This window comes from Streptomyces typhae, assembly GCF_009755605.1.
GTDB classification, from domain to species: domain Bacteria; phylum Actinomycetota; class Actinomycetes; order Streptomycetales; family Streptomycetaceae; genus Streptomyces; species Streptomyces typhae.
In genome coordinates this window covers 1-23814 of the sequence record NZ_WPNZ01000015.1, presented here as the reverse complement: position 1 = coordinate 23814, position 23814 = coordinate 1, and the positions used below count along the sequence as shown (strand labels likewise).

Below are 23814 nucleotides of genomic sequence, written 5' to 3'. Positions count from 1 at the left end.
GTACGACCGACCCGGGTGGAGGGGGAATACGCTCAGGGCGCCGCCCGAGCGCGCGCCATCCAGCCCTACGCCCCTTGTCCACCACCATGCGCCCCAGGGTGAGGACAGTTGCCGTCAACCCCTCCCCCGCGATCCGCGGGACTGCCACGCTGGACTGGCCGGACCCGGGGCGAGCCTCGACCCCGAGCCGGCATCGGGGGATCACATGGCGCGGCCACGGGGTGGTGAGGGTATGTCCGACCTGCCGGACCCCGCGTCACCCCACGGCGAGGCATTCGACCGGATCGCCCGCGCGGTGGGCCCCGCCGACCCGGAGGCAGGAGAGCTGCCTGCGGTGGTGCGCGCCGCTCGGGCCCGCCTGGCGCAGCCGATGCGGGTGGCGGTGGCCGGTCAGATCAAGCGCGGCAAGTCGACACTGGTGAACGCGCTGCTCGGTGAGGAGGTCTCCGCCACCGGTCAGCTGGAACTCACCTTCAACGTCTGCGAGTTCCACCACGCCGATCGCCGAAGGCTCCTCGTCCGCTTCAAGGACGGCCGGGCGGAGGAATGGGCTCCGGGGGCCCTGTCGAAGCTCACCGTGCGCGATCCCGGCGCCCTGCGTCTGCTGCGCACGGTGCGGAAGGTGGAAGTGGGGACGCCCAGTACCCTGCTGCGCCGCTTCCGGCTCGTGGACACTCCCGGCCTCGGCAGCGTGCAGGGAACCGATGCCGACAACACCCTTGCCTTTCTCGGCATCGACGACCCCGTGGAGCGTGACGAGGCGGCACGGGTACTCAAGGAGCTGGGGCAGGACGTGCGGGCTGTGCACGCCGACAGTGCCTCCGAGATGGACCGGGCCGACGCCGTCGTCTTCGTCTTCAGCCGCGGCCTCGGCCGGGCCGACCAGCAGGCGGTGGACTCCTTCGCCGGCGCCTACGGGGAGGTCGTCAGCCCTCTGAAGGCGTTCGGGGTGCTCTCCCGCAGCGATCAGTACTGGCCCCCGGTGGGCGAGACGGGCCCGGACGGCATGCCCGTCGACCCCTACGGCTACGACCCGATGGCGGCCGCCCGCCGCATCGCCGACTCCTATCTGGAACGGCTTTCCGTCCAGCGGGTGTTCCGCACCGTTGTCCCGGTCGCGGGCCTGCTCGGGGCCGGAGCGCAGTGCATGGCGTCGGACGGTTTCGACCCGCTGGCCGATCTTGCGAAGGTGCCTCCGCGGCGGCTCGCGGACCGGATGGAGGACGTCAACCTCTTCTGTGTACGCGAGTACGCGGACCTGCCGGTGCCCGCGGCGGTGCGTGCCGCGCTCGTGGACCGCCTGGGGGCCTGGGGGGTGTTCCTGGCCTGCGGGCTCCTCCGGGACGGACTCGGCGAGGACGCGGTGCGCCGGTCGCTCCTCGAACGCAGCGGGGTGACCGAACTGCGCGAACTCGTCCTGCGGCACTTCGGCAACCGGGCGGCACTGATCAAGCTGGACCACGGCCAGCGGGAGATCACCGACGAGGTGGCCCGGCTGCGGGCCGCGGCTCAGCGGGCGGGCCGGCGGCCGCCCGCCGTGGCGGACCGGGTCGCGGATCTGCTGGAGAGCATGCGGGTGACCGACCCCGGCCCGTCCGAACTCGCCGCGCTGGCCGCGTACTACCGCGGCGGGCTGACCCTGACGGCGCGGGAGGTGTCCGAGTTGCTCGCGATCACGGGAGAGCGGGGGACCAGCTGCGCGGACCGGCTCGGCCTGCCGCCCGGCACCCCGGTGGACGTGCTGCTCGCGACGGCACGCCGCCGCGCGGGGCGCTGGGCCGCGCGTACGGGAGATCCACTGCTCGACCGTCCCACGCTCACCGTCGCACGGGTGGTGCTGCGCTCGTACGAACGCGTGGCGGACCTGGTCGCCCGCGCGCAGGCGCTGCTGTACGGGGACGGCGCGAGGACCGGACAGAACGGCGGAGGGAGCGATCCATGAGCTGGGACCCTTACGACACGGGCGCCGACCCCGGCGTCGAACCGGAGGTGTACACCGCGCCCGGCGAAGAACCGCCGGGCCCGGCGGATCCGGCGGACCCCCTCGACGACCCCACGACAGCCGTCGACGCCACTCCCTCTCTCGACGCCGACCCCGGCCTGCCGAACTTCGACCCCGCCCTGGGCGACCCCGCCGCCGTCGTCGGCAACCCCGGCGAGGCGATGGGAGTGTGGCAGCAGCACCAAGGCGAGGGTGCCTGTGCCATCGGCGCCCAGGGCATGGTCCTGGAGTACCTGACGGGTCAGCGGATCAGCGAGGAGCAGCTCATCACGGAGGCCGCTGTCAACGACGGTTTCGACGGGACGGGCACCGCACCCGACGACCTGGGGAATCTGCTGGAGCGGCACGGCGTACCGGTGCGCCAGGTGGAGGACGCGTCCCTGGAGCAGTTGGAAGGGGTGCTCGCCGAGGGTGGGGCCGCCATCGTCGGCCTGGACGCGGACGAGATCTGGAGCGCCGGACACGGCCCGGGGGACGACACCCCCGTGGGCGACGCCGCGGGCATCCCCGGGCAGGACGCCAACCACGCCGTGTGGGTCACCGGCATCGACAACAACGATCCGGCCCGTCCGATGGTCGTCCTCAACGACTCCGGCCATCCCGATGGACAGGGTTTGCAGGTGCCGCTGGACGAGTTCCTCGGCGCTTGGCAGGACTCCGGCAACTTCCTCGTCGCCGCGGGCCCGTCGCAGGCGGTGCGCTGATGGCGGCCGACGGCGAGGGGACGCGGCGACCGGCCGCGCAGTCGTCCGTACCGGCGTCCGCGGCACCCCTCATCGCGCTCCTGGACCGGCTCGCCGGACTGCCCACGGCACCCGACCCTCCCGGCGGCCCGGTCCTGGACTGGGTGCGCCGCCAAGTGCTCGCCGCCCTCGCGGCGTCCGGCGTCGTTCCGGTCGAGGACCACGGCACCGTGGACCCCGCCCGGCACAGCGTGGTGGCCACCCGTACCGCCCCCAGCGGAAAGCTCCGCGACGCCATCGCGGCGACGGTGCGGCCGGGCTACCTGTGGGGTGGGACGCTGCTGCGCCCGCAGGAGGTCGTCGCCTACGTCCTGCCCGGCGAGCCGGAGCCGGACGGGGCGGGCAGGACGGATGACGTCGATGACGTGAACGACATCGACGACGTGAACGACATCGACGAGGTGGACGAGGTCGACGAGGTGGACGAGGTCGACGAGGTGGACGAGGTCTGTGCGACGGGTGCGGTGAGTGAGGAAGGTGACACACGCCATGAATGACGCCCCGGGCACCCCCGGTGTCCCGCGCTCCGAGGCGCTGTGCCGGGAGTTCCGCCGCACTCGGGCCTTTCGCCAGCTCGTCCCCATGGAGGCCGGTATCGGCTGGCCGCTCCCGGTGCCGGTCGTCCAGGACGGCGCGCCCCAGGTCTACGTCCGCCTGCCGCTCTTCGCCCTGCGTCCCGACCCGGCCGGTGGCGCCGACCTCTTCCCGCCGTTCGCCACGGCGGCGCTCAATTGGTCGACACGGCGCCTGGTCGAGTACACCGACCTGCGCTTCAAGGAGCCGCACCGGTCCCGGACGGAGTGGTCGCGCCCTGTCGGCCGCTTCCCGCATCCCGCGGTCGCGGGACTGACGAACGCGGCCTACCGGGACATGCGAAGCCGCCTGTTCCACCTCTACGACGAGCTGTTCGACGGCCTCGCACGCGGCCGGGAGCCCGGCAGTACGTGGTCCGGAGAGTTCAGCGGTCTGCTGAGCCAACTGGTGGAGCCGTCCCTGACGCCCTACTACCGACAGCTCGCCCCCAAGTTTCTGCGCCGGCACCTGCCCGAAGACCGGCACCTGCCCGAAGAAGGGTGAACGACCATGCGGGACAACGCCTTCAGCCGCCTGCGTTCCGACGTTCTGGCAGCGTTCCCGAAGCTCACCGAAGAGTTGTCCGGCGAGCTGGGGCCCCGGCAGCGTGAGCTCCTCGATCAGTCCAAGGCCCGTCTGGAGCAGGGCACATGCCATGTCGTCGTGGCCGGTGAGTACAAGCGTGGTAAGTCCACGCTGCTCAACGCCCTGGTGGAACAGCCCCGGCTGTTCCCCGTGGACGTGGACGTGGCCACGTGCGTGGTGTCGACCCTCGCCTGGGGCCCCCATGGGCGAGCCGTGGTGCACCTGGGTGCCCCGGACACAGGACCGCACACCGGACCGCACACAGGACCGGGCGCCGGACCAGACACCGGACCGGGCGCCGGTCGGCGGCTGGAGATCGCTCTCGACCGCCTGCCGGAGTTCGTCACCGAGCAAGGAAACCCCCGCAACCACAAGCGGGTCCAGCTCGTGGAGATCCAGGCCCCCGTGCCGGAGCTGGAGACCGGGCTCGTGCTGGTCGACACGCCGGGTGTCGGCAGCGTCAACCCCGAGCACACCGCGGCCACCCTCTCCTTCCTGGACCGGGCCGACGGCCTGGTCTTCGTCTGCGACGCCATCGAACCGCTGGCCACCTACGAACTGGACTTCCTGGGGCGGGCGCTGGAGAAGTGCGAGGTGGTGATCACCACGGTCACCAAGACCGACAAGGTCAGGGACGCCGCCCCCGTGGTCGCCGGTGCCCGCGAGAAGATCTCCGGGCGCACCGGCCGAGCGGCCGACAGTCTGGTGATCGTCCCCGTCTCCGCGTTCCGCAAGCTGAAGTGGCTCAGGGACCGCACCGACGACCAGCTCCTCGCCGACTCCGGCTTCGTCGATCTTGACCACGCGCTGTGGGAAGGCCTTGCCACCACCAGTGGCGCGGTCCAGCTCCGCCGGGCCCTCGACGGTCTGTGCGACGCCTTGGCGACGGCGGGCTCCCCTCTGGTCAACGAGTTGGCGGCGCTGGAGTCGGACGAGTCCCTGGACCGTATCCGCCGCGAGGTGGCGGAGACCACCGCCAGGCTCGGGGAGCTGTCCGCGGGCGGCGCCGAGTGGCGCACGGAACTGCGTCGGCGCTTCGACCTCGACACCAGGCCCGCCCGGACCGCGCTCCAGGGTGCGTTCGACGCGGCGCTGCGCCGGTATCAGGAGAAGGTGACCGCGGGCGCCGACCCGGGGGCGGACGAACTGGTCGGCGAGGTGGCTTCCGACATGCTCAAGGCCCTTGCCGCCGCACACGACCACCTGGCCGCGACGGCTGTGGAGATCATGCGGGAGTTCGCCGAGCGCACCAGCCTTCAGCTCACTTCACCCGAGGTCTCGAAGCCGCCCTTCACCCCTGCCATCGCGGTGCCCACCGTTCCGCTCAATGTCCGTCCGGCCCGGTTCTTCGACCAGTTCCGGGCAAGCTGGTCCACCGGGATGGCCGGTATCGGCGCGGGCGGTGTCGTCGCGCTCGTGGAGCCCTTCAGCGGTATCGCGCTGCTTCTTGGCCTGGGGACGATGGGGTTCGTGCACGGGGTCCGCAACCACCGGCAGGATCTGCGTGAGCGCGCGGAACGGGAACGCGCGGCGCGGCTGCTTCAGCTGGTCGCCCAAGAGATCGCCGCGAGCCGCCGGCACGCCACGGAATCCTTCAACCAGACCTACGCGGACTTCGCCCAGTCCCTGACAGCGGAGCTGAACGCCCAGATCTCGGCCCAGCAGGAATCGCTGACGGAATCCGCCCGCAGGCTCCAGACAGCGACAGGGCGGACCAAGGCGGATCTTGCCAGGCGGCGCGGCGAGCTGCGGGCCAGGCAGCAGAGCTACCGGGGCCTGCAAGGCGAGCTCGACCGGCTCCGTGCCCGCGTGGAGCGGCTGGCCGTACCGGCACCCCGGCCGGGCCCCCAGCCCCCGCCACCCGGGAGGCCCGTGGTCCCGCCGCCCGAGAGGCGCGGGGCGGCCGCGGCGAAGGACGTCGCCGCGGATCTGGCTGTCGGAGCCGCCGCCGACGCCGCCCGGGGAGCCGCCCTCACCCACCCCGCAGCCGACATCGCCAAGGGCACCGCGACCGGCGACGCCGCGGCAGGCGGTGCCACGGCCGGGGACGTCGACGCCCAGTATCCGAGCGCCACTGCGGGGGCCGCCGGCACCACCGAGCCGACCACGACCGCGGACCGCGAGGCCGGGACCGAGAGCGGGACGGCCGACGGGCTGGGCGCTTCGGCCGACACCGCGCAGTTCGACCCCACCCAGTTCGACGCACCATGACGAGCAGCGACGGAGCCGTGGGCGACCCCGGGAACGGTCCTGTCTACGGCATCGATTTCGGCACCTGGACCTCCGCCCTGGTCGTTCTGCGCCGGGGGCATCCGCCGCTGGCGGTGCGCGATCCCGTGAGTCCGTACGGTGCTACGTCCGTTCGCAGCGCCGTGTGCCTGCTCCCCGACGGTTCGACCGTGGTGGGGCAGGCCGCGGTGAACGCACGTCTGCAGCGTCCCGGGTGGTTCCGGACGGAGTTCAAGAGGGAGTTCGGCGAGGCGTTCCCGCATCAGCTCGGCGAGCGCCGATTCACCACGGTGCAACTGACGGCGGAAGTGCTCGGATTCCTCGTGGCGCAGGCCAGGGCCGCCGTCGATGCCGCGCCCTCCCGGGTGGTGATCACCGTACCGGCTACCTGGGAGGGCAACCGGCGCGAGCTGATGCTGGCCGCCGCCGAGTCGGCCGGGCTGGCACCGGAGACCGTCGAGTTGCTCACCGAGCCGGTGGCCGCCACCGTGTACGCGCTGCACGACCACGGCATGGACCGCGACCGCACGGTCCTCGTCTACGACCTGGGGGGAGGCACCTTCGACCTGGCCGTGGCCCGGGGCAGCACGGAGGGCTTCGCCGTACTCGGCGCGCCCGGCGGTCTCGCCGATGTGGGCGGGCTCGCCGTCGACCGGGCCGTGCTGGCCATGGTGCACAAGCGCTGCCCCGAGGCGGTGGCCGCGCTGCGGGGGGCCGCGGCGGGCTCCGACGACCCCGGCGTGCTGCGCCGCGCGATCCTGCTGGCCGAGGCGTGCACCACCTACAAGCACCAGTTGTCCGTGTCCTCCGAGCACTCCGATCTCTTGACGATGCTCGACCCGCCCGTCGAGGTCACCTTGACGCAGCACGACTTGAAGGAGGCCGTACGGCCGATGCTGTCGGACACGGCCGAGGAGTGCGAACGCGTGCTGCGGACGCACGGCCTGGAGTGGGGGGACCTCGACCTGATCGTGCCCGTGGGCGGCAGCTCCCGGCTGCCGATGGTCGGCGATCTGCTGGCCGAGCGCTCGGGGCAGACGGTGCTCTCCGTGTCCGAGCCCGAGTTGGCCGTGGCCACCGGTGCCGCCTGGTACGCCTGGGACCGGGCGCCGGTCCCCGTGGCCGAGGCACCACCGTCGGCCGGCACCTCCCGGACGCACCGCATGGCACCTGCGGTCACGGCGCTGCTCGACGCCGGTCTCAGCGGCCGGATGCTGCGGGAGGCGTTGCGCGATGCCAGGTGAGGCAGCTCCGGAGGAACCACTCGAGCTGAGGGCGCACTGGCGGCGCCTGGTCAACGGCTGGGCGGCCCGGCAGCGCCGCCCCTACGAGGCCGACGCGTCCTCGGTGGCCCTGGACCTGGAACTTCCCGAGGCCGAGCGGAAGATCCGGCTCGCCTTCAGGACCACGAGCAACGACATGCTTCTGGTACTCGCCACCGACGACCGCTACCTCAAGGAGGACCAACTGGCCCTGGCTGCCGCGGCGGCCAACGCCTGGAACATCGAGCGGCTCGCGCCCATGCTGTCGGTCTGCGACCTGGACGACACCGAGCAGTCGCCCTACCTGATGGGTATCCGCACTCTGCCGCTGGCCTGCTGGGCACCGCAGAACTCGTTCAGGGCCATGGCTGACCAGTGGCTGCGGGAATCCCGCGATCTGTTCACGTGGTGCCACAGGAACTTCCGTCTGTGACAAGGCGGGACCGTGGAGTCCGGGACCGTGACGTCGGACGACCCGCAGGCCGTCACCGGCCGCCACACCGCTGCCGTCGGTCACGGCACCGGTGTGGGTCCCGACCGCCCCGGGGATGCGCCGTTCTCACGCCTTACGGAAGACGAGCAGTTCGGCCCGCCCACCGCTGAGCGGCACGAAGTGGCTCCCCAGTAGCGACAGGCCGCGCCGGTCCAGGCGGTCGAGGAGCCAGGAGCGCGAGATCATGCCGTAGATGGTCGCTCGACCGGCGACCCAGTTCTTCGTCATCGCGTCGTCGAGGCAGTTCTCGTTCACCACGTCGAACGCGACGACCCCGCCCGGCCGCGCGACCCGGGCCATCTCGTCGAGATAGCCGATCGTCACGACGAGCGGGACGTAGACGAACAGCTTGTGGGAGTGTACGAGGTCCACCGACTCGGTGGCGGTGGCGCTCAGCGTGTGTCCGTCGGCGGGTTGCACGGCCACGTTCGGCAGCGCCCTCAGGTGGGGCAGCCAGTCCGCCGCGGTCTCGTAGACCTCGTACGTGGCGGGGTGGGTCGCGGCGATGACCCGGGACGCGTACCGGCCCGTCCCCGCGCCGATCTCGCAGACGCGCTGCACGTGTTCGCCGAGGTCCGCCAGTGCCAGGAGCGCGTCGACGGCGTCGGCGGTCGCGCCCGGAACGGCGCTGTAGCGGTCGATGTAGTCCTCGACGGATATCCCCGCCCGCCGAGCCGCGCCCACCACCTTGCGGGCGGACAGGAACGGCGCGATCGCGGGGTCGTCGCTGTACCCGCGGACCATCTGCACACCGAAAGGGCGCAGCACGCGGTTGACTCCGCCGCGTGCGGCATTCAGTACGGACATGCTTGCCTCCATCGCGAATTTCGCCGGATTCATCGGATTCACGGGCCCTCGCACGCAGACCGGAACGCGTGGCCGCGAGGGCGACCGGTACGGGATCAGGCGTCTGCGGGCCCTTGTGCTGCTCCGTCCCACGCGTGACGCGGACGCGCCTCACGGGCCGGAGCCAGGGCGGGCAGGGCCGGACGGCGCGCCCGCGTGGCACGGCACATCGTGCGTGCCGGGCGACAGGCGCGAAGGTGTGCAGGGATCAGGGTGCGCAGGGCTGGACGCGGTCCAGCAGGACGGTGAGGGAGCACGTCGGAGGCAGTGCCGTGCGGGCCGGAGGAGGCCCGGTGACCGGCGGCGCGAACGCGGCCAGGACACGCAGCGCCAACCTCAGCGCGACGAGCAGATATCCACGCCACCGGCGGGCAGTGACGGCGAGTACCAGGGACAGCCGCACGGGCAGCTCCGAGGCACGGTGGAAGTGGGCGGTCAGGGCGAGGGCGGCAAGGAAGTTCACCGCTCCCATGGCCACGGTGTTGTGGTGCCAGACGGACGGCAGCTGGAAGTGGCCCTCCGCAGCCGCGGCCGGCAGGTCGGTGTCGGTGAACTCCAGCCAGGCGGGGAGGAGTGCCTGCGCTCCCGCGAGGGCGAGGATGCTCCAGCGCGGTCTCGCTCCTCGCAGTACGGCATAGGCGGTGATGCTGAGAACCGCTGCCGCGCAGGCGAGCGCCGGCCAGGAGATCGCCGATTCCGTCAACGCCAGATGAAGACCGGCGGCAAAGGCCGTACCCGTGAGGGCATGACCCACAGCACGGGCGGCGGTGCCGTCCCTGCTGCGGGCACGAGCGCGGATGGCCGACATATCCCGTCCAGTATGGCCTGCACCAGGTGGCCATAAGGGCTTTCGTCCGGATGTGGCTCAATAAGGGAGCGCGATGTCGACAGTCCCGGCACATCGAGCGCACCGCACTGGCCGAACTGGACAGTCCACTTGTCTCCCCGGCACCGCTGGTCGTCGTGCACCCCACCACCCGGCCGCACGCCGTGTCGGGTCGTGTCGTGGTCACCTGCGTCCAGGCAACCGGTGGTGGGACGCCCCCCACCGCCGGATGCCGGGCGCCCTGCCGGTGCTTACCACCGCGATCGCCGTCGTCCTCGCCGGTCGGGGGCCTACTGGACTTCTGGAGCCTGGCACCAGACCTTCTCAGGTCAAGTACGCCGCCTTCTTCATCTTTGGCGCGCGGCCCCACCAGGACGAGCCGCCGTTCGGGAAGCCGGTGCGTCTCCGGCGCGGCCGATGAGTTTGTGACTCCCGGCCGGTCCAAGCTCGTGACACCCCAGGAAAGGACACCGCCATGTCGGAACTTCTCGTCGACTTCATCACCTCCCTCGACGGATACGCGTCGGGAGAGGGCTGGCCCGGGTTCTGGGGCCTCGAAGGCCCGGAGTACCTCGCGTGGCTCGGCGAGCAGCCCGAGGTCACCCATCTGATGGGAGCGAACACCTACCGCCTGATGTCGGGCTTCGCCGCGGGCGAGGTCCCGGACGGCCAGGACGAGTTCAGGCCCGAGGAGGAGGCGTCCGTCGACGAGCTCACGCGAGCGTCCAAGGTGGTGTTCTCCTCCTCCCTGACGGAGCCACTGACGTGGGCCAACTCCACGCTCGTCCGCGACGACGCCGTCGAGGCGGTCCGCGCCATGAAGGCGAGCGGCTCGGGGCTCCTCAGCACGATCGGCAGCCTCAGCCTGTGCCGGTCCCTGCTGCGGGCGGGGCTCGTCGACCGCTTCCGGGTCGTGATGTTCCCGGTGATCACCGGGGCCACGGGTGAGGAACGCATCTACGACGGCTATCCGGACGTCGCCCTCGAGATGATCGGGCACCGCACCTTCGACGGCCGCATCCAACTGGTCGAGTACAAGCCCCGCGTGCTGGAGCACCCGCCGCTCGGCGCCCCCGCGTGACGACGCGGGCCCGGCAAGGTCCGCCGGCCGGGCCCCGGTTGCGACCGCTGGTCGCGATCGCTACTTACGCACGCGGAAGCGCAGCATGGTGACCCCACCCGACTGGATGTTGGCGAACGGCTCCAGGTCGATCCGGTCGAGGCCCGGCGGTGTGAAGCGCACGCCGTCACCGAGCAGCACCGGCAGCACGTACACCAGGATCTCGTCGACGAGGCCGTGCCGCAGGCACTGGGCGGCCACGTCGGCGCCGAGGATCTCCAGGTTCTTGTCGCCCGCGGCACGGCGCGCCGTGGCCACGGCCTCCTCGATGTCGCAGGTGAGGAAGGTGACGGCGGGGTCCGGCTCGGCGGGCGGGCGATGGGTGAGGACGAACTGCGTCCCGCCCTCGTAGTCGGGGTTCTCGCCGGACATGCGCTTGCCGACCTCGTACGTGCCCCGGCCGATGAGCATGGCGCCCGTGGCCGCCATGACCTCCGGGAACGTCGCCGACGTCATGTGCTCGAAGATCCAGTCCATCGTGTGGCCGGGCCCGGCGATGAATCCGTCCAGGGACATCGCCCTGTTCACGACCACTTGGCCGGTGCTCGCATCCGTCATGCGTCTTCTCCAGGTTCCCCGAGCAGGTGGAGGGCCGGAACTGCATCATAGGCCGGTGAGCGACGCCTTCTCCGGCGGCGGCGGGAGCGGCCCGGCGCACCCCGGAATCCGCTGCTCTCTTCGGTGCAGAGCCGATGCGGACGAGGGTCCGACCGCCGGCGGGCGCCACGGCCGGACCGGCCAGCTCGTTGTAGGCAGCCAGCTTCTCGGGGTCGGAGATGGTGCGGTAGACGCTGACCCAGTAGCCCTTGGGCCTGCCGCTGCTCGCCGATCCCGAGCGGACGCGGGGCATCGGCCGTGCGGAGGGTCCGGGGCTGCCCGCCCGATCCGGATGAGCCGTTCGGCGGCCCGGCGGAGTACCGCCCCGCCATGAGGCAGAATGTCTGCTTCATGGGGGTAGTCGTCTTGGGGGTCGTGTGCTGCTCGTCGATCTGTCCACCGTGGCGCCACGCGAGCGGGCGGACGCGTTCCATCACGCGCTGACCGACTCGCTGGTGCCCAACGAAGTGGTGCACGAGGAGCCGGAGACGGGCATCCACGCGCGGATGGAGCTGCGGCAGGTGGGCGGGCTCGGGCTCTTCTCCACCCGCAATTCGGGCTTCGAGGTGCGCCGCAACGACCGGCACGTGCGCCATCACCGCAGCCGCCCCGTGATCTCGGTCTCGCTCCAGCCCGAAGGCGTCCACCGGGCCGAGATCGCGGGCAGGCAGCAGGTACTCGGACCGGACGACATCTGCGTGTTCCACGAGCTGTCGCCCCGGGTCTACGGCTGGTCGGGCGACGGCGCGTCCCGGGCCATGATGTTCGACGTGGACCGCCTGGACGTACCGGTGGACGCCGTGGTGAAGGCCTCGCTGCGGCTGCGCGCCAGCCCCGTGCACGACCTGGTCCTGAACCACCTGCGCGGTGTCTGGCGCGATCCGGGGCGTCTTGAGGGCGACCCCGGCGCCGGAGCCCTCGCCGCGGCCACCACCGAGCTCGTCCGCGCGCTGCTCGTCTCCGCCGCGCACGCCGAGGAGTCCCCCGCCGTCCGCTCGGCGATGGACGAGACGCTGCTCACGCGGGTCCTGGCGTACGCCCGCCGCCACCTCGCCGACCGCGACCTGACACCGGAGCGGATCGCGCGGGAGCACGCCGTCTCGGTGCGCAAGCTCTACGCCCTGCTCAACGACGCGGACATCAGCCTGGAGCAGTGGCTCATCACCGAACGCCTGGCCAAGGCGCGCGAGATGCTGACCGCGCCCCGCTACGACCGGCTCACCGTCGCGGCGGTGGCCGCGCGCTGCGGGTTCACCAGCCCGAGCCACTTCAGCCGCCGCTTCCAGGCGGCGTACGGCACGTCCCCCAGCGAGTGGCGCCGGCGCCCCGACGCCGCGCGCCCCGACGGGGGTTGACCGGCGCCGGTACGGAGCGGCGCTCAGGCCGAGTGCAGGGCGGCGTGCAGTGTGTCCGTCACCTGGATGCGAGCCGCCCGGGACGCCTCGGTACCGCGGAGCAGGTCGAAGAGCACGAAGCCGTGGATCGTGCCCTGATAGCGGATCGACACGACGGGCACGTCCGCCGCCCGCAGCCGGGCCGCGTACGCCTCGCCCTCGTCGCGGAGCACATCGGCCTCGGCTGTCAGGACCAGCGCCGCCGGCAGACCGTGCAGCCGGCTCACCGGCGCGCGCAGCGGCGCGACGGCCCCGTGCGCCCGGCTCTCGCGGTCGGGCGCGTACTGCTGCCAGTAGCCGTGCATGGCGGCGCGGCTGAGGAAGTACCCGTCCGCGAAGCGCCGGTAGGACGGGGTGTCCATCGCCGAGTCCGTCACCGGGCAGACGAGGACCTGGTGCCGGAAGTCAGGACCGCCCCGCTCGCGCGCCACGAGCGTGAGGGCCGCCGCGAGCTGGGCGCCCGCGCTGGCGCCGACGACCGCCATCCTGGCCCCGTCCACGCGGCACACCGCGCCGTGCCCCGCGACCCAGCGGGCCACCGTGTAGGCGCGCTCCACGGCGTGCGGGTGGCGGGCGTCGCGCGGGGTGTCGTACTCGGGGACGATCACGGCGGCATCGGCGCCGAGCACGAGGTCGGCGAGCAGCCGCCGGTGCGCGTACGCGTCGGTCAGCATCCAGCCGAGGCCATGCAGGTACAGCACGGCCGGCAGCGGCTCGTCGGTACCGGCCGGGCGCAGGATCCGTACCCTGATGCGGTTCCCGTCGCGCCCCGGCAGCGCCAGCCACTCCTCCTCTATGTCCGGGTCGTCCGCGCCGCCGCCGTCCCACAGGGCGGCCATGCGGGACCTGGACGAGGCGGGGTCGTCGGACCCGGCCCCGGCCCTGGGCGCGGCCCCGGCCCCGGACCCGCACCCGGACCCGGGCTCGGACTCGTGCTCGGACTCGTGCTCGGGCCAGGAGGGGCAGGCGTACGTCTCCGCGAAGGCCCTCGTGCGCCGTTCGAGCACAGGCCTCTCCCCGACGACTGGAATGTCTGCTTCCAAGGGGACTCCTGCGCAAGGGGGCGGATCGCGGGACCGTTCGCGGCTCCGCCGGCTCTCGGTACTCACCCTAGGGCGACGGCGGCCGGAAAGGGGACCGGCGGCCCCACTGATCCATGCCGCTGCGTGCACACTTCGGACGCGGCGCCCGGCACGGACGCGAAGGGCAGTCATATGACCTAACGCCCGCTGCTGCTGTCGGCCCAGACTCACGGTCATGAGCCGTGGACCAGGGGTGACCGTCCCCCTCCACCACGCACAGGGCACCTGCCCGGGGACGGTGGAAGGGAGCCCTCCGTGAGCGCTGAATCCGGAACGGCCGTGCCGCCGGGCACCGAGACCTCGACCGATGTGGAGTCCGCCTTCGCGCGCTGGCTCACCCCCCTCGTGGCACTCGACGACAGCGACAGGCGAGCGGACGGGTCGGTGTCGCTCCGGCGGTTCGGCTATGTCCGCATGCTCACCTGCGCGTCAGGGCCGCTGCGGCTGGTAGGCGGCCCCCGCCCGGCCGCGCCGGACACGGAGGAAGCGGTCGCGCTGCTCGTCCCGCGCGAGGGGGCGGCGCGGCTGGCCCAGGACGGGCGCGGCGTGTCCGTGGTGCCGGGTGAGTCGGCGCTCGTCGACCTGCGCCGCGCCTTCACCGTCGAGCACGAGGGCACGCACGAGGGCACGGCCCGCACGCTCTTCCTGCGGCTGCCCCTGCACGCGCTGCACGTTCCCTCGGTCCCCCTCCGGTCCCTCACGGCCCGAGTGCTCCCGCCGCCCGCGGGCTCCGCGGCCGTTCTCCCCGCCCTGCTCGGGCACTTGGAGACCTCGGCCCCGCGGGTGTCCGCCCCGCTGGGTGAACGACTCGGCGGTCTCGTCACGGATCTGGTCGCCGGGCTCGTCGAGGACCTCGCCGAGGACACGGAAGGGCCGGCCGAGGACGACCGGCACCCCTTGGTCGTCACCATCCGCCAGTACATCGACCGTCACCTCGGCGACCCGGAGCTGTCCGCGGAACTCGTCGCCGCCGCACACCTCATCTCGGTCCGCTATCTGCACCGCCTGTTCGAGGCCGAGGGCGTCACCGTCGGCAGACTGATCCAGCGTCAGCGCGTCGAGCGGTGCGCCGGTGAGCTCGCGCGGCGCGGCCGGAGCAGTCCGTCCATCGCCGTGGTCGCCGCCCGCTGGGGCTTTCGCAGTCCCGCGCACTTCAGCCGCGCGTTCAAGTCCGTCTACGGCCGTCCCCCGCAACAGTGGCGGCGGATGGTGATGTCCGGGACGGCCGACGCTCCGGGGGCGCGCGTCTGACGGTGCCGGTGCCGTCAGCGGCGGCCGGCTCCCGGTCCTTCCGCGGGTCTGGTCCGGGAGGTGCCGTCAGCGGCGGCCGGCTCCCGGTCCCTCCGCGGGTCTGGTCCGGCCGTCGCGCCAGTCGCTGGGCGACATGCCGTACGCCGTACGGAAACTGCGGCTGAAGTGGGTGGCGCTGGCGAATCCCCAGCGTCTGGCGACCGCAGCCACCGTGATGTCGCCGCGTGCCGGACGGGCCAGCTCCCGGCGGGCCTCCTCCAGGCGGCGGTGCTGGATCCACCGGCCTACCGTGCTGCCCCGCCCCTCGAAGAGCTTGTGCAGATAGCGGATCGAGATGTGCTGCGCCTCGGCGACGGTGGCCGGTGTCAGGTTCCGGTCCCGCAGGTTCGCGTCGACGTACGCGCGCAGTCTGCGGACGAGGGCCTCGCGGTCCTGCCCGTCCTGCGGGGAGCCGGGGCCGGTGTCCTCGACCGCGAGCAGCGCGACGAGGTCGGCGACCGCCCCGGCCGAGCGGAGCGCGGCCCGTGACGGGGGCCCGGGTTCCGCCCCGGCGATCTCGCTGAGGAGCGGGCCGAGCAGCGGTGCCACGGTCCCGTCGGCGAACGGCGCCCGTCCGGCCAGGTCACGCGCCTGCCGGTCGGTGAGGGCCAGAGCCCGGTACGGGACGTGCACCAGGTGCAGTTCGAACTCCTCCGTCTCCTCCAGGGTGAGGGGACGCGCCCCGTCGCGGAGGAAGACGTCTCCGGGCAGGCAGACCTCGGTGCCGTCCGGCCCGCCGAGCGTGGCCCGCCCCTCGGTGTGCAGGCCCAGCAGGACGTACGGGTCGGTCGCGGCGTCCGCGCCGGGAACGTGCCGGACCGGGCGCGCCGCTCCCCGGAACGTGCGGATACGGAGGAAGCCGAGCGTGCGGTCCGCGGAGGTGTCCCCCGTGGTGGGGGTGGGCGTGGTCGTCGTCACGCGATCAGCCTGCTGCGGTCGGAGCGGGCTTGCGAGAGCGTGCGGCCTGCGCTGCGGGCAGGGGCACGAGCCGTGCACGCACAGGCATCGCGGCGATGCCACGGTGGTCGGAGGCGACCAGGGGAGAGTCATGGGCAGCGGGCAGGGTGACGGGGCACTCGTCGGCCGTCGGCGCGAACAGGCGCTGCTGGAGCGGTCCCTCGGCCAGGCGCGCACCGGGGCGTGCGGTTCTGCGACGGTGCTGCGCGGCGAAGCGGGCATCGGGAAGACGGCGCTCCTGGAGTGGACGGCCACGCGCGCGAGGCGCGCCGGGTTCACCGTCCTGCGCGCGGTGGGCGGCGAGTCGGAGTCCGGCATCGCCTTCGGCGCGCTGCACCGTGTGCTGCTGCCGCTGCGCGAGAACACACGCGCGCTGCCCGCACACCAGCGGCTCGCCCTGGAACGGGCCCTGGGGCTGCGCGACGGGCTGCCGCCGAAGGGGTTCATGGTGGGCGCTGCCGCGCTGGCGCTGCTCGCCGAGCAGGCGCGCCGCGGCCCGGTGCTGATCGTCGTCGACGACCTCCAGTGGGTGGACCCCTCCAGTGCCGCCGTCTTCGTCTTCCTCCACCAGCGGATCGTCGGTCTGCCCGTGGTCATGGTGTGCGCGAGCCGGTCCGGCGGGTCCGCGCTGGAGGGCTGGCCCGCCCACCCGGTGGACGTCGAGGCGCTGTCGGGCGAGGACGCGCGGACGCTGCTGCGGCGCCGGCACCCGGGGCTCGCCGCGGGTGCCGTCCGGCGGGTGCTCGCGGAGGCCGCGGGCAATCCCCTCGCCCTGGCCGAGTTGCCCCGCCGGACGGCGGACGAGCAACGCGGGGGCGTCGTACCGCTCCCGGACCGGCAGCCGCTGGGCAGCCGTCTGGAGGAGGTGTTCGCGCGTCGGGTACGGTCGCTGCCCCGAAGCGCTACGCGCCTCCTGCTGCTCGCCGCGCTGGACGACTCGGCGGCCGTCGGAGGCGATGCCGTACGCCCGGGAGAACAGGGAGAACAGGGCGGCGCGGAACGGGTTCTGGACGCGATCGAGGCGAGCGGGCTCGCCCGCTGGTCCCCCGCGGGACGGCTGGTCTTCCGGCATCCCCTGGTGCGGAGCGCGGTGATCGCCGCCGCCCCGGACGCCGAACGGCGGTCCGCGCACCGGGCGTTGGCGGAGCGGCTGCGTGAGGACGACCCGCGTCGGCTCCTGCACGAGGCGTCCGCCGCCGAGGGCCCGGACGAACGGCTCGCCGCCCGGCTCCAGGAGGCGGGCACCCGCATCGCGCTGCGCGGCGGTGACACGGAGGGGGCCATGCTGCTCGACCGCGCGGCCGCCCTCGGGACCGGTCCCGGCGACCGCGCCCGCCGTCTGACGTGGGCCGCCGTGATGTCGGCGCGGGGCGGACGGCTCGCGTACGCGGCGGAACTCCTCAGGGAGATCCGGCGCGGTCCGGTGCCGGAGGACATCGCCCCGCTCTTCGCCTACGCGGTCGTGTACGTCGACCAGAGCCACCACGTGGACTTCGCCTCGTCCTTCGAGCTGCTGCCCGGTGCACTGGAGGCGCTGACGGCGCCCGGCGCGGAAGCCTTCGGTGATCTCGTCGAGCAGATGGCGTTCAAGCTGCTGCTCGCGTCGGCCTACACGGGCGACCCGCGCGGCTGGGACGCGCTCGAGCGGCATCGGGGGCACCTCTCCCCCGCCGTACGCCTGTGCCACCGCGCGTGGGCGGACCCGTCACGCACGGCGCACGGCGCGGAGACGGAACTGCGGTCCCTGGTGGCGCGTGTCGCGGCCCGGCGGGAGACCGCCGCCGCCTGGCTGCTGCTCTGGGCGGCGTCGGCGGTGGACGCGGCCGACGAGGAGCTGCGACGGCTCTTCGACGACGAGCACACGTACGCCACCCAGGGGTCCGTCGCGAAGGCACGGTGCCATGAGGCGTTCCTGCGGGGCCGCTGGGACGCCGCCGAGGAGTGTCTGCGCGAGGCCGACACCGCGGAGGAGCTCGGGTACCACTGCAACGCCCTGCTCTTCCGGCACTACTACGCGCACTTCCTGGCGGGCCGGGGCGACGAGCGGGGGCTGCGCGCGGTGCGGGCGCGGATCGGGCCGGTGGCGACGTCGGCACGGATGCGCTTCGTCACGGACCACCTGGACCGTCTCGACGCGCTCGCCGCACTGGCGCACGGGCGGCACGAGGAGGCGTACCTCCTGCTGCGCCGCATCATGCCGCCGGGCCTGCTGCCGCGCGGCCTCGCGTGGTTCCACCTCCCGTTCTTCGACTTCGTCGTGGCGAGCCTGCGCTGCGGCCGCCGGGCGGAGGCGCTGGCCCACGTCGCGGCGGGGCGGGCCGCGCGGATGGACTCCGTCTCCGCGCACCACGCCTTCCTGCTGGCCGCCGCGACGGCGGTCACGGCGGACGGCCCGGAGTCGGACGCGGCGTACGCGGCGGCCTGCGCGGTGCCGGGAGCCGACCAGTGGGTCTTCGACATGGCGCGCCTGCGGCTGCTGCACGGGGCGGGGCTGCGCCGTCGGGGACGCCGCGCCGAGGCGGTCGAGACGCTGCGTGCCGCCGTCCGTGCCTTCCGGGAGCTGCGCGCGGATCCGTGGGTGGAGCAGTGCCGGGCCGAGCTGCGGGCCGCGGACCGCCCGGCGCACGGCACGGCCGTCCCGGCCGGCGAGCTGACCGCGCAGGAGTTGCGCGTCGCCCGCCTCGTGTCCACCGGGCTCACGAACAAGGAGGTCGGCGCCGCGCTCCAGCTGTCGCCCCGCACCATCGGGGCTCATCTCTACCGGATCTTCCCGAAGCTGGGCGTCACGTCGCGGGCGGCTCTTGCGGGGGCGCTGCCGCGTTCCTGAGCGAGGCCTCCAGGGCGCGTGCGATGCCCGCCCTGGTGGTGACGCCGAGCTTGGGAAAGATGCGGTAGAGGTGCGCGCCGATCGTTCGCGGGGAGAGCGAGAGCCGCGCGCCGATCTGCCGGTTGGTGAGGCCACGGGCCGCGAGCCGGGCTATCCGTGTCTCCTGCGCCGTGAGCAGCGGGTGGTGCCCGGCTGTGCCGCTCGCCGCCGCGACGTCCGCGTCGTTCGCGGCGAGTTCACGGGAGGCCCGCGCGGCCCAGGGCGTGGCGCCGAGGCGGGTGAAGACGGTGAGCGCGGCTCGGCAGTGCGCGCTCGCCTCCTCGGGCCGGTGCTGCCGGCGCAGCCGCACGGCGTGCGCCAAGTGGGCCCTGGCGAGCGGGAAGGGCCAGTTCTCCGCGTCCGGCCGGGCGTACACGGCCGCGTGCCGCTCGTCCGCCTCGTCGTCGGCGGCGGCGACGGCCTCGGCGACGGTCACCAGGAAGGTGTGGTGCGCCGAGATACGGGCGAGGCCGGACGCGCCGACCGCCCGCAGATGGCGCCGGGCCTCCTCGGCCCGTCCGCTGTCGACAGCGGCCTGCACCCGGTCGACGAGCGAGAGATGCGTCCACGGGCCGCGGTCCGCGACCCCGCCGGGCGCGGTGAGGTCACAGGCGTGGAGCCATGCCTCCTCGGCGTCACCGCGGCCGAGCGCGCACAGCGTCAGCATTCCGCTCAGCAGGTCGGTGACCAGGCGCAGCCGGCGTTCGCCTGCCCGGGTGCCGAGCACCGGTGCCAGTGCGGCGAGCCCCGCCCGGTCCCCGCGGGCGGCGAGGATCTGTCCCGCGGTCTTCAGGAACAGCGTCTCGGCCAGCGCGTATCCGTGCTCCGCGGAGGTGCGCGCGCCGGCGCGGGCGGCGGCGAGGGCGCTGTCCCAGTTACCGTGCAGGAAGTCGTCGTGGGCCCGGAGGCTGTCCGTGAACGTCTGGGTGGCGTACGCGTGCCGGCGGGCGAACGCGCTCCAGAGCGCGCAGTGCTCACCGAGGGAGTCGACGGCCGCGGCCGTCCAGAGCAGCAGCCAGGCATCGGTGGTCTCGCGGTCCGCGGGCAGGGCAGCGACCGTCTCGCGCAGCCGCCGCGGCAGCTCATGGACGGCGCGGACGGCCGGGCGGGGGCCGGACCAGGCCTGTCGGCAGAGCTCCGCCGCGGAGGGAGCGTCGGGGTGCGCCGCGTGCCGGTCGACGGCGGCCCACGCCCGCTCGTCCCCGGTGAGGGCCGCCGCGACGAGGAGGAGGAAGAGGATCGGGCCGACGAGTGCGGCGTGTTGGTCCGCGGCGTCCGGCGGGACCGGTGCGTCCAGGACGGCGGGCAGCAGCTCGATGGCGGGGCGTGGGTCGGCGTCGAGCTGGAGCCGGGCGCAGGCGACGGCGAAGGCGTACGGGGCGGTCGGTTCGGGCCTGCCGGGGCGTGCCGCGGCCTCGGCGTCGGCGAGGTGTTCCGCCGCCAGGTGCGGGCGTCCGGCCTGTACGGCCAGGGCCGCGGCGGCGACGAGACGGGCGGTCCTGCTCGTCCGGTCGGGGCTGAGTCCGGCCGCGCGCGCCATCACTACCGCCGCCTCGGCTTCTCCTCCCTGGGCGGACATGCTGTCGGCCTCGGCGTGCAGCCGTGCGGCGAGTCCGGCCTCGGGGCCGAGCGCGGCGGCCGCGAGGTGCAGGGTGCGCCGCGCGTCCTCTGCGGGCAGGGCGTCGGCGAGCCGGTGGTGGGCGGCGCGGAGTTCGGCCGGGGTGGCGAGGTGTGCCAGACAGGCCCGTACAAGGGGGTGGTGGAACTCCAGGACTTCCCGCTCCGGGTCGAGGTGTGCGAGCCCTGAGCGTTCGATGTGCTCTTCGAGCCGGTGCCAGGGCGGGCCCGCGGCGTGCTCCGCCAGGCTCCGCAGCACCGTGCGGTGCCGGGTGGCGGCGTCGCCGAGGGCCGCGACGAGCAGGAGGCCGCGGACGGCGGCGGGCAGGGCGCGCAGCCTGTCCTCGTACAGCCGCCCGAGGCGTTCCCCCAGCGGCAGTGCGTCGAAAAGCTCGGGCATCTCCGGCGGCGCGGGGCTCGCGAGGGCCTCGGCACGGTGCGCGGCCAGCCGCCCGACCTGCTCCGCGAGTTCGTGCAGGGCGAGCGGGTTGCCCGCGGCGGCCCGCAGCACCCTGCGGCGCGCGCCCGCGGGCAGGGACGGATGGCGGGTGCGCAGCAGCAGCTCGGCCTGCGGCTCGTCCAGCGGCAGCAGGTCGATCACCTGCCCCGCCAGGCATGCGGCGGTGTCGTGCTCCGCACGGTCGGCCACACCGTCGGCCGCACGGTCCCGGCCGGTCGCGGTCCCGGTGCGCCGGGTCGCCGCGATCGCGACCAGGGGCAGCGGGGCCAGGTGCCGTTGTACGTATCCGAACACGGCGACGCTGGACGGGTCGGCCCACTGCAGATCGTCCAGGAGCACGACCAGGGGGCGGCGTGCGGCGGCGTGGGCGAGCAGGGTGAGGGCGGCGCCCGCCACCGTGAACCCTTCGGGCGGGGTGCCCTCGCGGACGCCCAACGCGCTTTCCAGTGCGTGCCGCTGTGGCGCGGAGAGACCGTCGGAGTCGTCGAGGAGGGGCCACAGGACCTGGTGCAGGGCGGCGAACGGCAGCTCCGACTCGGCCTCCGCGCCGGTCATCCGCAGCACCCGCAGACCGGCCCGGCGGGCCGTCGCCTCGGCCGCCCCCAGCAGGGCCGTCCGCCCCGTGCCGGGGTCGCCGCGCAGGATGACGGACGCCCCGGAGGTGGCGATGCCGGCCAGGGCAGCGTCGATGACCGCGCGTTGCGTCGCGCGCCCGGTCAACTCCGGTGCGCCGGGTCCGGCACCGGCCCCGGTCGTACGCCCCTCGCTCATCGCTCCGCCCCTGCCGTCGGCGCTCAGCGCTTCAGGGCACCGTCCAGCCACTCCACGACCTCGGGCGTCACCGGCTCGGTGATGTCGGCGAACTCCTCGTGCTTCTTGAGGAACTTCGCCACGTAAGGGCAGACGGGCACGGCGCGCAGGCCCGCGCTCCGCACGTCCTCCAGTGCCTCCCGTACGAGGACCGAGGCCAGACCCTGCCCGGCGTGGGCGTCGTCGATCTCGGTGTGGAAGAACACACGCCGGTCGTCGCGGTCGCGGTACGCGGTGAAGCCCGCGCTCTCGCCGTCGACGAGGATCTCGTAGCGGTGCCTGGCGTCCACGCGCCGGACGGTCGGGGTCGTTGCGGACTGCGTCATCGTCGTACTGCCTTTCAGGGAGGTGTCAGGCACGCGCGGGGTTCTTGCGCGGTGCGATGGTGGCGTTGGGGAGGGCGGGCGCGGGGAGGCGGGCGTCGGGGTGGCCCCCGACCTCGCCGAAGCGGTCGGAGGCCGCTTCCCAGGCCTGCCTGGCCTCGGCGATGTCCTCGTGGCTGCGGCCGACGCGATACCACCACCCGGAGTGTAATGGGTGGCTTCCCGCAGGTCAGAGGCGCCTCGGTCCTCGGAGGGTCAGCAAACCGTCAGCGTTGGGCCTCGGAGGTCGGCGACCGATGGAGGGTCCACGCTGCTCTGTCCGGCCGTTCCCTGATCGCCCTGCTGATCAGCCTGCACTCCATCAAACACACCGCCAGCGATGGCGATGGCGATGGCGACGGCGACGGCGGCGACGGCGACGGCGGCGACGACGACCAGGAACTCGCCGCAACGCTGTATGAGCGGATCGACGAGAGCCTGACCGACCTCACCCCCAGCGGCCAACCGGTGACCATCACCCTTGACGACCGCACCGCTTACGGCCCTCCGACCACCGCGAGCCGCTCCGCGGACGATGACGGAACCGAAGATTGCAGAACAGCAGAGGCAGGTACTTGAGCTGTTCGCGGATGCAGGAGGTGGCCTCGTACGACGTGGTGGGCGGGGCCGGCGCGGGACGTAGCAGGCGAAGAAAGCGTTCGTGAGCCTGCCGAGTGCGGGCTGCATTGCCTTCGCCGCAGCTGGACGCGGTGCGGGTGCCATGGTTGGCGCGACGGGCTGCGGCCCCTGTGTGCCCCGGACGCTGAGGACAAGGCGTGATCAGGGCGCGGCTGCGGTTGAGCCGGTTGGCGGCGCATCTGTGCGTAAGTGCGGCACGGAGGGGAACTTGCGGCTGAGGCTCCTTCAGCGGAGTCGTGGAACCAGGAGCGGAGACCAGCGATGGCGACCACGACGGGTGAGGCCCGAGCCGGTGTCGGACAGCCGGCCAGTATCCAGTTGCCGGGGATCGTGCTCGGTGTGGGGATGGGAGGCTTCGTCGACGGCATCCTGCTCCACCAGCTCCTTCAGTGGCACCACATGCTCTCCAGCACCAACGAGGACCACATCGGGGTGAAGTACTACAACCCCCACACCGTCTCCGGCCTGGAGATGAACACTCTGTGGGACGGGATCTTCCACACCGTCTGCTGGCTGGCGGTCCTCCTCGGCCTGGCCGTCCTGTACTCGGGGTCACCCACAACCGGCTGCGAGTGTGGACCTCCCGGGTGCTGTGGGGCTGGACGCTCCTCGGATGGGGCCTGTTCAACCTCGTTGAAGGCGTCCTGGACCACCACATTCTCGGCATCCACCACGTCTACGCCGGCGACGGCCAGGTCTGGTGGGACATCGGCTTCCTCGTCCTGGGCGCCCTGCTGGTCGTCGGCGGCTATCTGCTCCAGCGCAGCGGCCGGCCCTTCGACCCCAACGCCCCCAACGCCCCCACCAGCCGTGAGGGCCGATCCGCCTGATGGACCACATGCACCAGCACGATGCGGGCGGCGGCCTCGGCAGCACCCTGGAGTGGCTGCTGCCCGCACTCATGCTGCTGGCTGCCGCCGGCACCTACCTGCTGCTAGGAGTTGTCTTCAAATGTCACGCCCACATCAGGAGCGAGGCGAGAGTGACGGCTGCCTGGTAGGACTCGGCGGTCTTGTCGTAGCGGGTCGCGATGCCGCGCCACTGCTTGAGGCGGTTGAAAC

At 73.3% G+C, this 23814-nt stretch carries 19 protein-coding genes and 4 pseudogenes; 13 read left to right on the top strand and 10 right to left on the bottom strand.

The window, feature by feature from the left end; translation table 11 throughout:
- The first annotated feature begins 232 nt into the window (after positions 1-232).
- From GPA10_RS41800 to GPA10_RS25745, 7 genes are read left to right on the top strand one after another with little or no spacing between them, the layout of a single operon-like run.
- Positions 233-1942, top strand: a complete 1710-nt coding sequence (locus GPA10_RS41800) for a dynamin family protein (RefSeq protein ID WP_198351704.1) — start codon at positions 233-235, stop codon at positions 1940-1942.
- On the top strand, positions 1939-2706 hold the full coding sequence (locus GPA10_RS25770) for a C39 family peptidase (RefSeq protein WP_157167590.1): 768 nt from the start codon (positions 1939-1941) through the stop codon (positions 2704-2706). The genes GPA10_RS41800 and GPA10_RS25770 overlap by 4 nt, the downstream gene beginning before the upstream one ends.
- Positions 2706-3242, top strand: coding sequence for a hypothetical protein (locus GPA10_RS25765; protein ID WP_157167589.1), 537 nt, complete (start codon positions 2706-2708; stop codon positions 3240-3242). Before GPA10_RS25770 ends, GPA10_RS25765 begins: the two co-directional genes overlap by 1 nt.
- Entirely contained in the window at positions 3235-3822 is a 588-nt protein-coding gene (locus tag GPA10_RS25760) for a hypothetical protein (protein ID WP_157167588.1), read from the top strand. The genes GPA10_RS25765 and GPA10_RS25760 overlap by 8 nt, the downstream gene beginning before the upstream one ends.
- A gap of 6 nt (positions 3823-3828) precedes the next feature.
- Complete coding sequence (locus GPA10_RS25755) at positions 3829-6114, top strand: dynamin family protein (protein WP_157167587.1); 2286 nt, start codon at positions 3829-3831, stop codon at positions 6112-6114.
- Positions 6111-7376 (top strand): Hsp70 family protein, encoded by a 1266-nt coding sequence (locus GPA10_RS25750; protein WP_157167586.1) that lies wholly within the window; start codon positions 6111-6113, stop codon positions 7374-7376. Before GPA10_RS25755 ends, GPA10_RS25750 begins: the two co-directional genes overlap by 4 nt.
- Positions 7366-7827, top strand: coding sequence for a hypothetical protein (locus tag GPA10_RS25745; protein WP_157167585.1), 462 nt, complete (start codon positions 7366-7368; stop codon positions 7825-7827). Before GPA10_RS25750 ends, GPA10_RS25745 begins: the two co-directional genes overlap by 11 nt.
- Positions 7828-7953: 126 nt before the next feature.
- Here GPA10_RS25745 and GPA10_RS25740 read toward each other — a convergent pair whose 3' ends face one another.
- The gene (locus GPA10_RS25740) at positions 7954-8694 is read right to left on the bottom strand and encodes a class I SAM-dependent methyltransferase (RefSeq protein ID WP_058847564.1); all 741 of its coding nucleotides are present in this window, start codon (positions 8692-8694) and stop codon (positions 7954-7956) included.
- A 247-nt stretch (positions 8695-8941) separates the two neighbouring features.
- Complete coding sequence (locus tag GPA10_RS25735) at positions 8942-9436, bottom strand: hypothetical protein (protein WP_157167584.1); 495 nt, start codon at positions 9434-9436, stop codon at positions 8942-8944.
- A gap of 598 nt (positions 9437-10034) precedes the next feature.
- Between GPA10_RS25735 and GPA10_RS25730 the strand changes: the two genes are divergently transcribed.
- A complete protein-coding gene (locus tag GPA10_RS25730) occupies positions 10035-10640 on the top strand; it encodes a dihydrofolate reductase family protein (RefSeq protein WP_058847562.1) in 606 nt (201 codons plus the stop codon).
- 60 nt (positions 10641-10700) lie between these two features.
- Here GPA10_RS25730 and GPA10_RS25725 read toward each other — a convergent pair whose 3' ends face one another.
- A complete protein-coding gene (locus GPA10_RS25725; protein ID WP_157167583.1) occupies positions 10701-11237 on the bottom strand; it encodes a dihydrofolate reductase family protein in 537 nt (178 codons plus the stop codon).
- A 97-nt stretch (positions 11238-11334) separates the two neighbouring features.
- A pseudogene (locus tag GPA10_RS25720) lies at positions 11335-11529 on the bottom strand (DUF1330 domain-containing protein); the annotation flags it as partial.
- 124 nt (positions 11530-11653) lie between these two features.
- On the opposite strand from GPA10_RS25720, the gene GPA10_RS25715 reads away from it, so the two are divergent.
- Complete coding sequence (locus GPA10_RS25715) at positions 11654-12631, top strand: AraC-like ligand-binding domain-containing protein (RefSeq protein ID WP_343041320.1); 978 nt, start codon at positions 11654-11656, stop codon at positions 12629-12631.
- A gap of 23 nt (positions 12632-12654) precedes the next feature.
- On the opposite strand, the gene GPA10_RS25710 is transcribed toward GPA10_RS25715, so the two are convergent.
- Positions 12655-13677 carry an alpha/beta hydrolase gene (locus GPA10_RS25710; RefSeq protein WP_343041319.1) on the bottom strand — a complete coding sequence of 341 codons (1023 nt, stop codon included), beginning with the start codon at positions 13675-13677 and terminating at the stop codon, positions 12655-12657.
- A 330-nt stretch (positions 13678-14007) separates the two neighbouring features.
- Here GPA10_RS25710 and GPA10_RS25705 point away from each other — a divergent pair, with 330 nt between their 5' ends.
- Positions 14008-15003: a helix-turn-helix domain-containing protein gene (locus tag GPA10_RS25705; RefSeq protein WP_157167581.1), complete on the top strand. Its 996-nt coding sequence runs from the start codon at positions 14008-14010 to the stop codon at positions 15001-15003.
- Between the two features lie 66 nt (positions 15004-15069).
- On the opposite strand, the gene GPA10_RS25700 is transcribed toward GPA10_RS25705, so the two are convergent.
- Positions 15070-15960 carry a helix-turn-helix domain-containing protein gene (locus tag GPA10_RS25700; RefSeq protein WP_343041318.1) on the bottom strand — a complete coding sequence of 297 codons (891 nt, stop codon included), beginning with the start codon at positions 15958-15960 and terminating at the stop codon, positions 15070-15072.
- A 130-nt stretch (positions 15961-16090) separates the two neighbouring features.
- On the opposite strand from GPA10_RS25700, the gene GPA10_RS25695 reads away from it, so the two are divergent.
- Positions 16091-18826: an AAA family ATPase gene (locus GPA10_RS25695; protein WP_157167579.1), complete on the top strand. Its 2736-nt coding sequence runs from the start codon at positions 16091-16093 to the stop codon at positions 18824-18826.
- Here GPA10_RS25695 and GPA10_RS25690 read toward each other — a convergent pair.
- The 3 genes and pseudogenes from GPA10_RS25690 to GPA10_RS42755 all read right to left on the bottom strand — a co-directional run.
- Complete coding sequence (locus GPA10_RS25690) at positions 18783-21713, bottom strand: AAA family ATPase (protein ID WP_157167578.1); 2931 nt, start codon at positions 21711-21713, stop codon at positions 18783-18785. The two genes, GPA10_RS25695 and GPA10_RS25690, sit on opposite strands and share 44 nt — an antisense overlap.
- Positions 21714-21736: 23 nt before the next feature.
- Complete coding sequence (locus GPA10_RS25685) at positions 21737-22078, bottom strand: GNAT family N-acetyltransferase (RefSeq protein ID WP_157167577.1); 342 nt, start codon at positions 22076-22078, stop codon at positions 21737-21739.
- Positions 22079-22103: 25 nt separating this feature from the next.
- Positions 22104-22274 (bottom strand): annotated as a pseudogene (locus GPA10_RS42755) (pirin family protein); the annotation flags it as partial.
- Between the two features lie 11 nt (positions 22275-22285).
- Here GPA10_RS42755 and GPA10_RS25680 point away from each other — a divergent pair.
- Positions 22286-22693 carry a hypothetical protein gene (locus GPA10_RS25680; RefSeq protein ID WP_246259751.1) on the top strand — a complete coding sequence of 136 codons (408 nt, stop codon included), beginning with the start codon at positions 22286-22288 and terminating at the stop codon, positions 22691-22693.
- A gap of 321 nt (positions 22694-23014) precedes the next feature.
- A pseudogene (locus GPA10_RS25675) lies at positions 23015-23583 on the top strand (DUF2243 domain-containing protein).
- A 124-nt stretch (positions 23584-23707) separates the two neighbouring features.
- Here the strand turns inward: GPA10_RS25675 and GPA10_RS25670 are convergent.
- Positions 23708-23814: pseudogene (locus tag GPA10_RS25670) on the bottom strand (IS5/IS1182 family transposase); the annotation flags it as partial.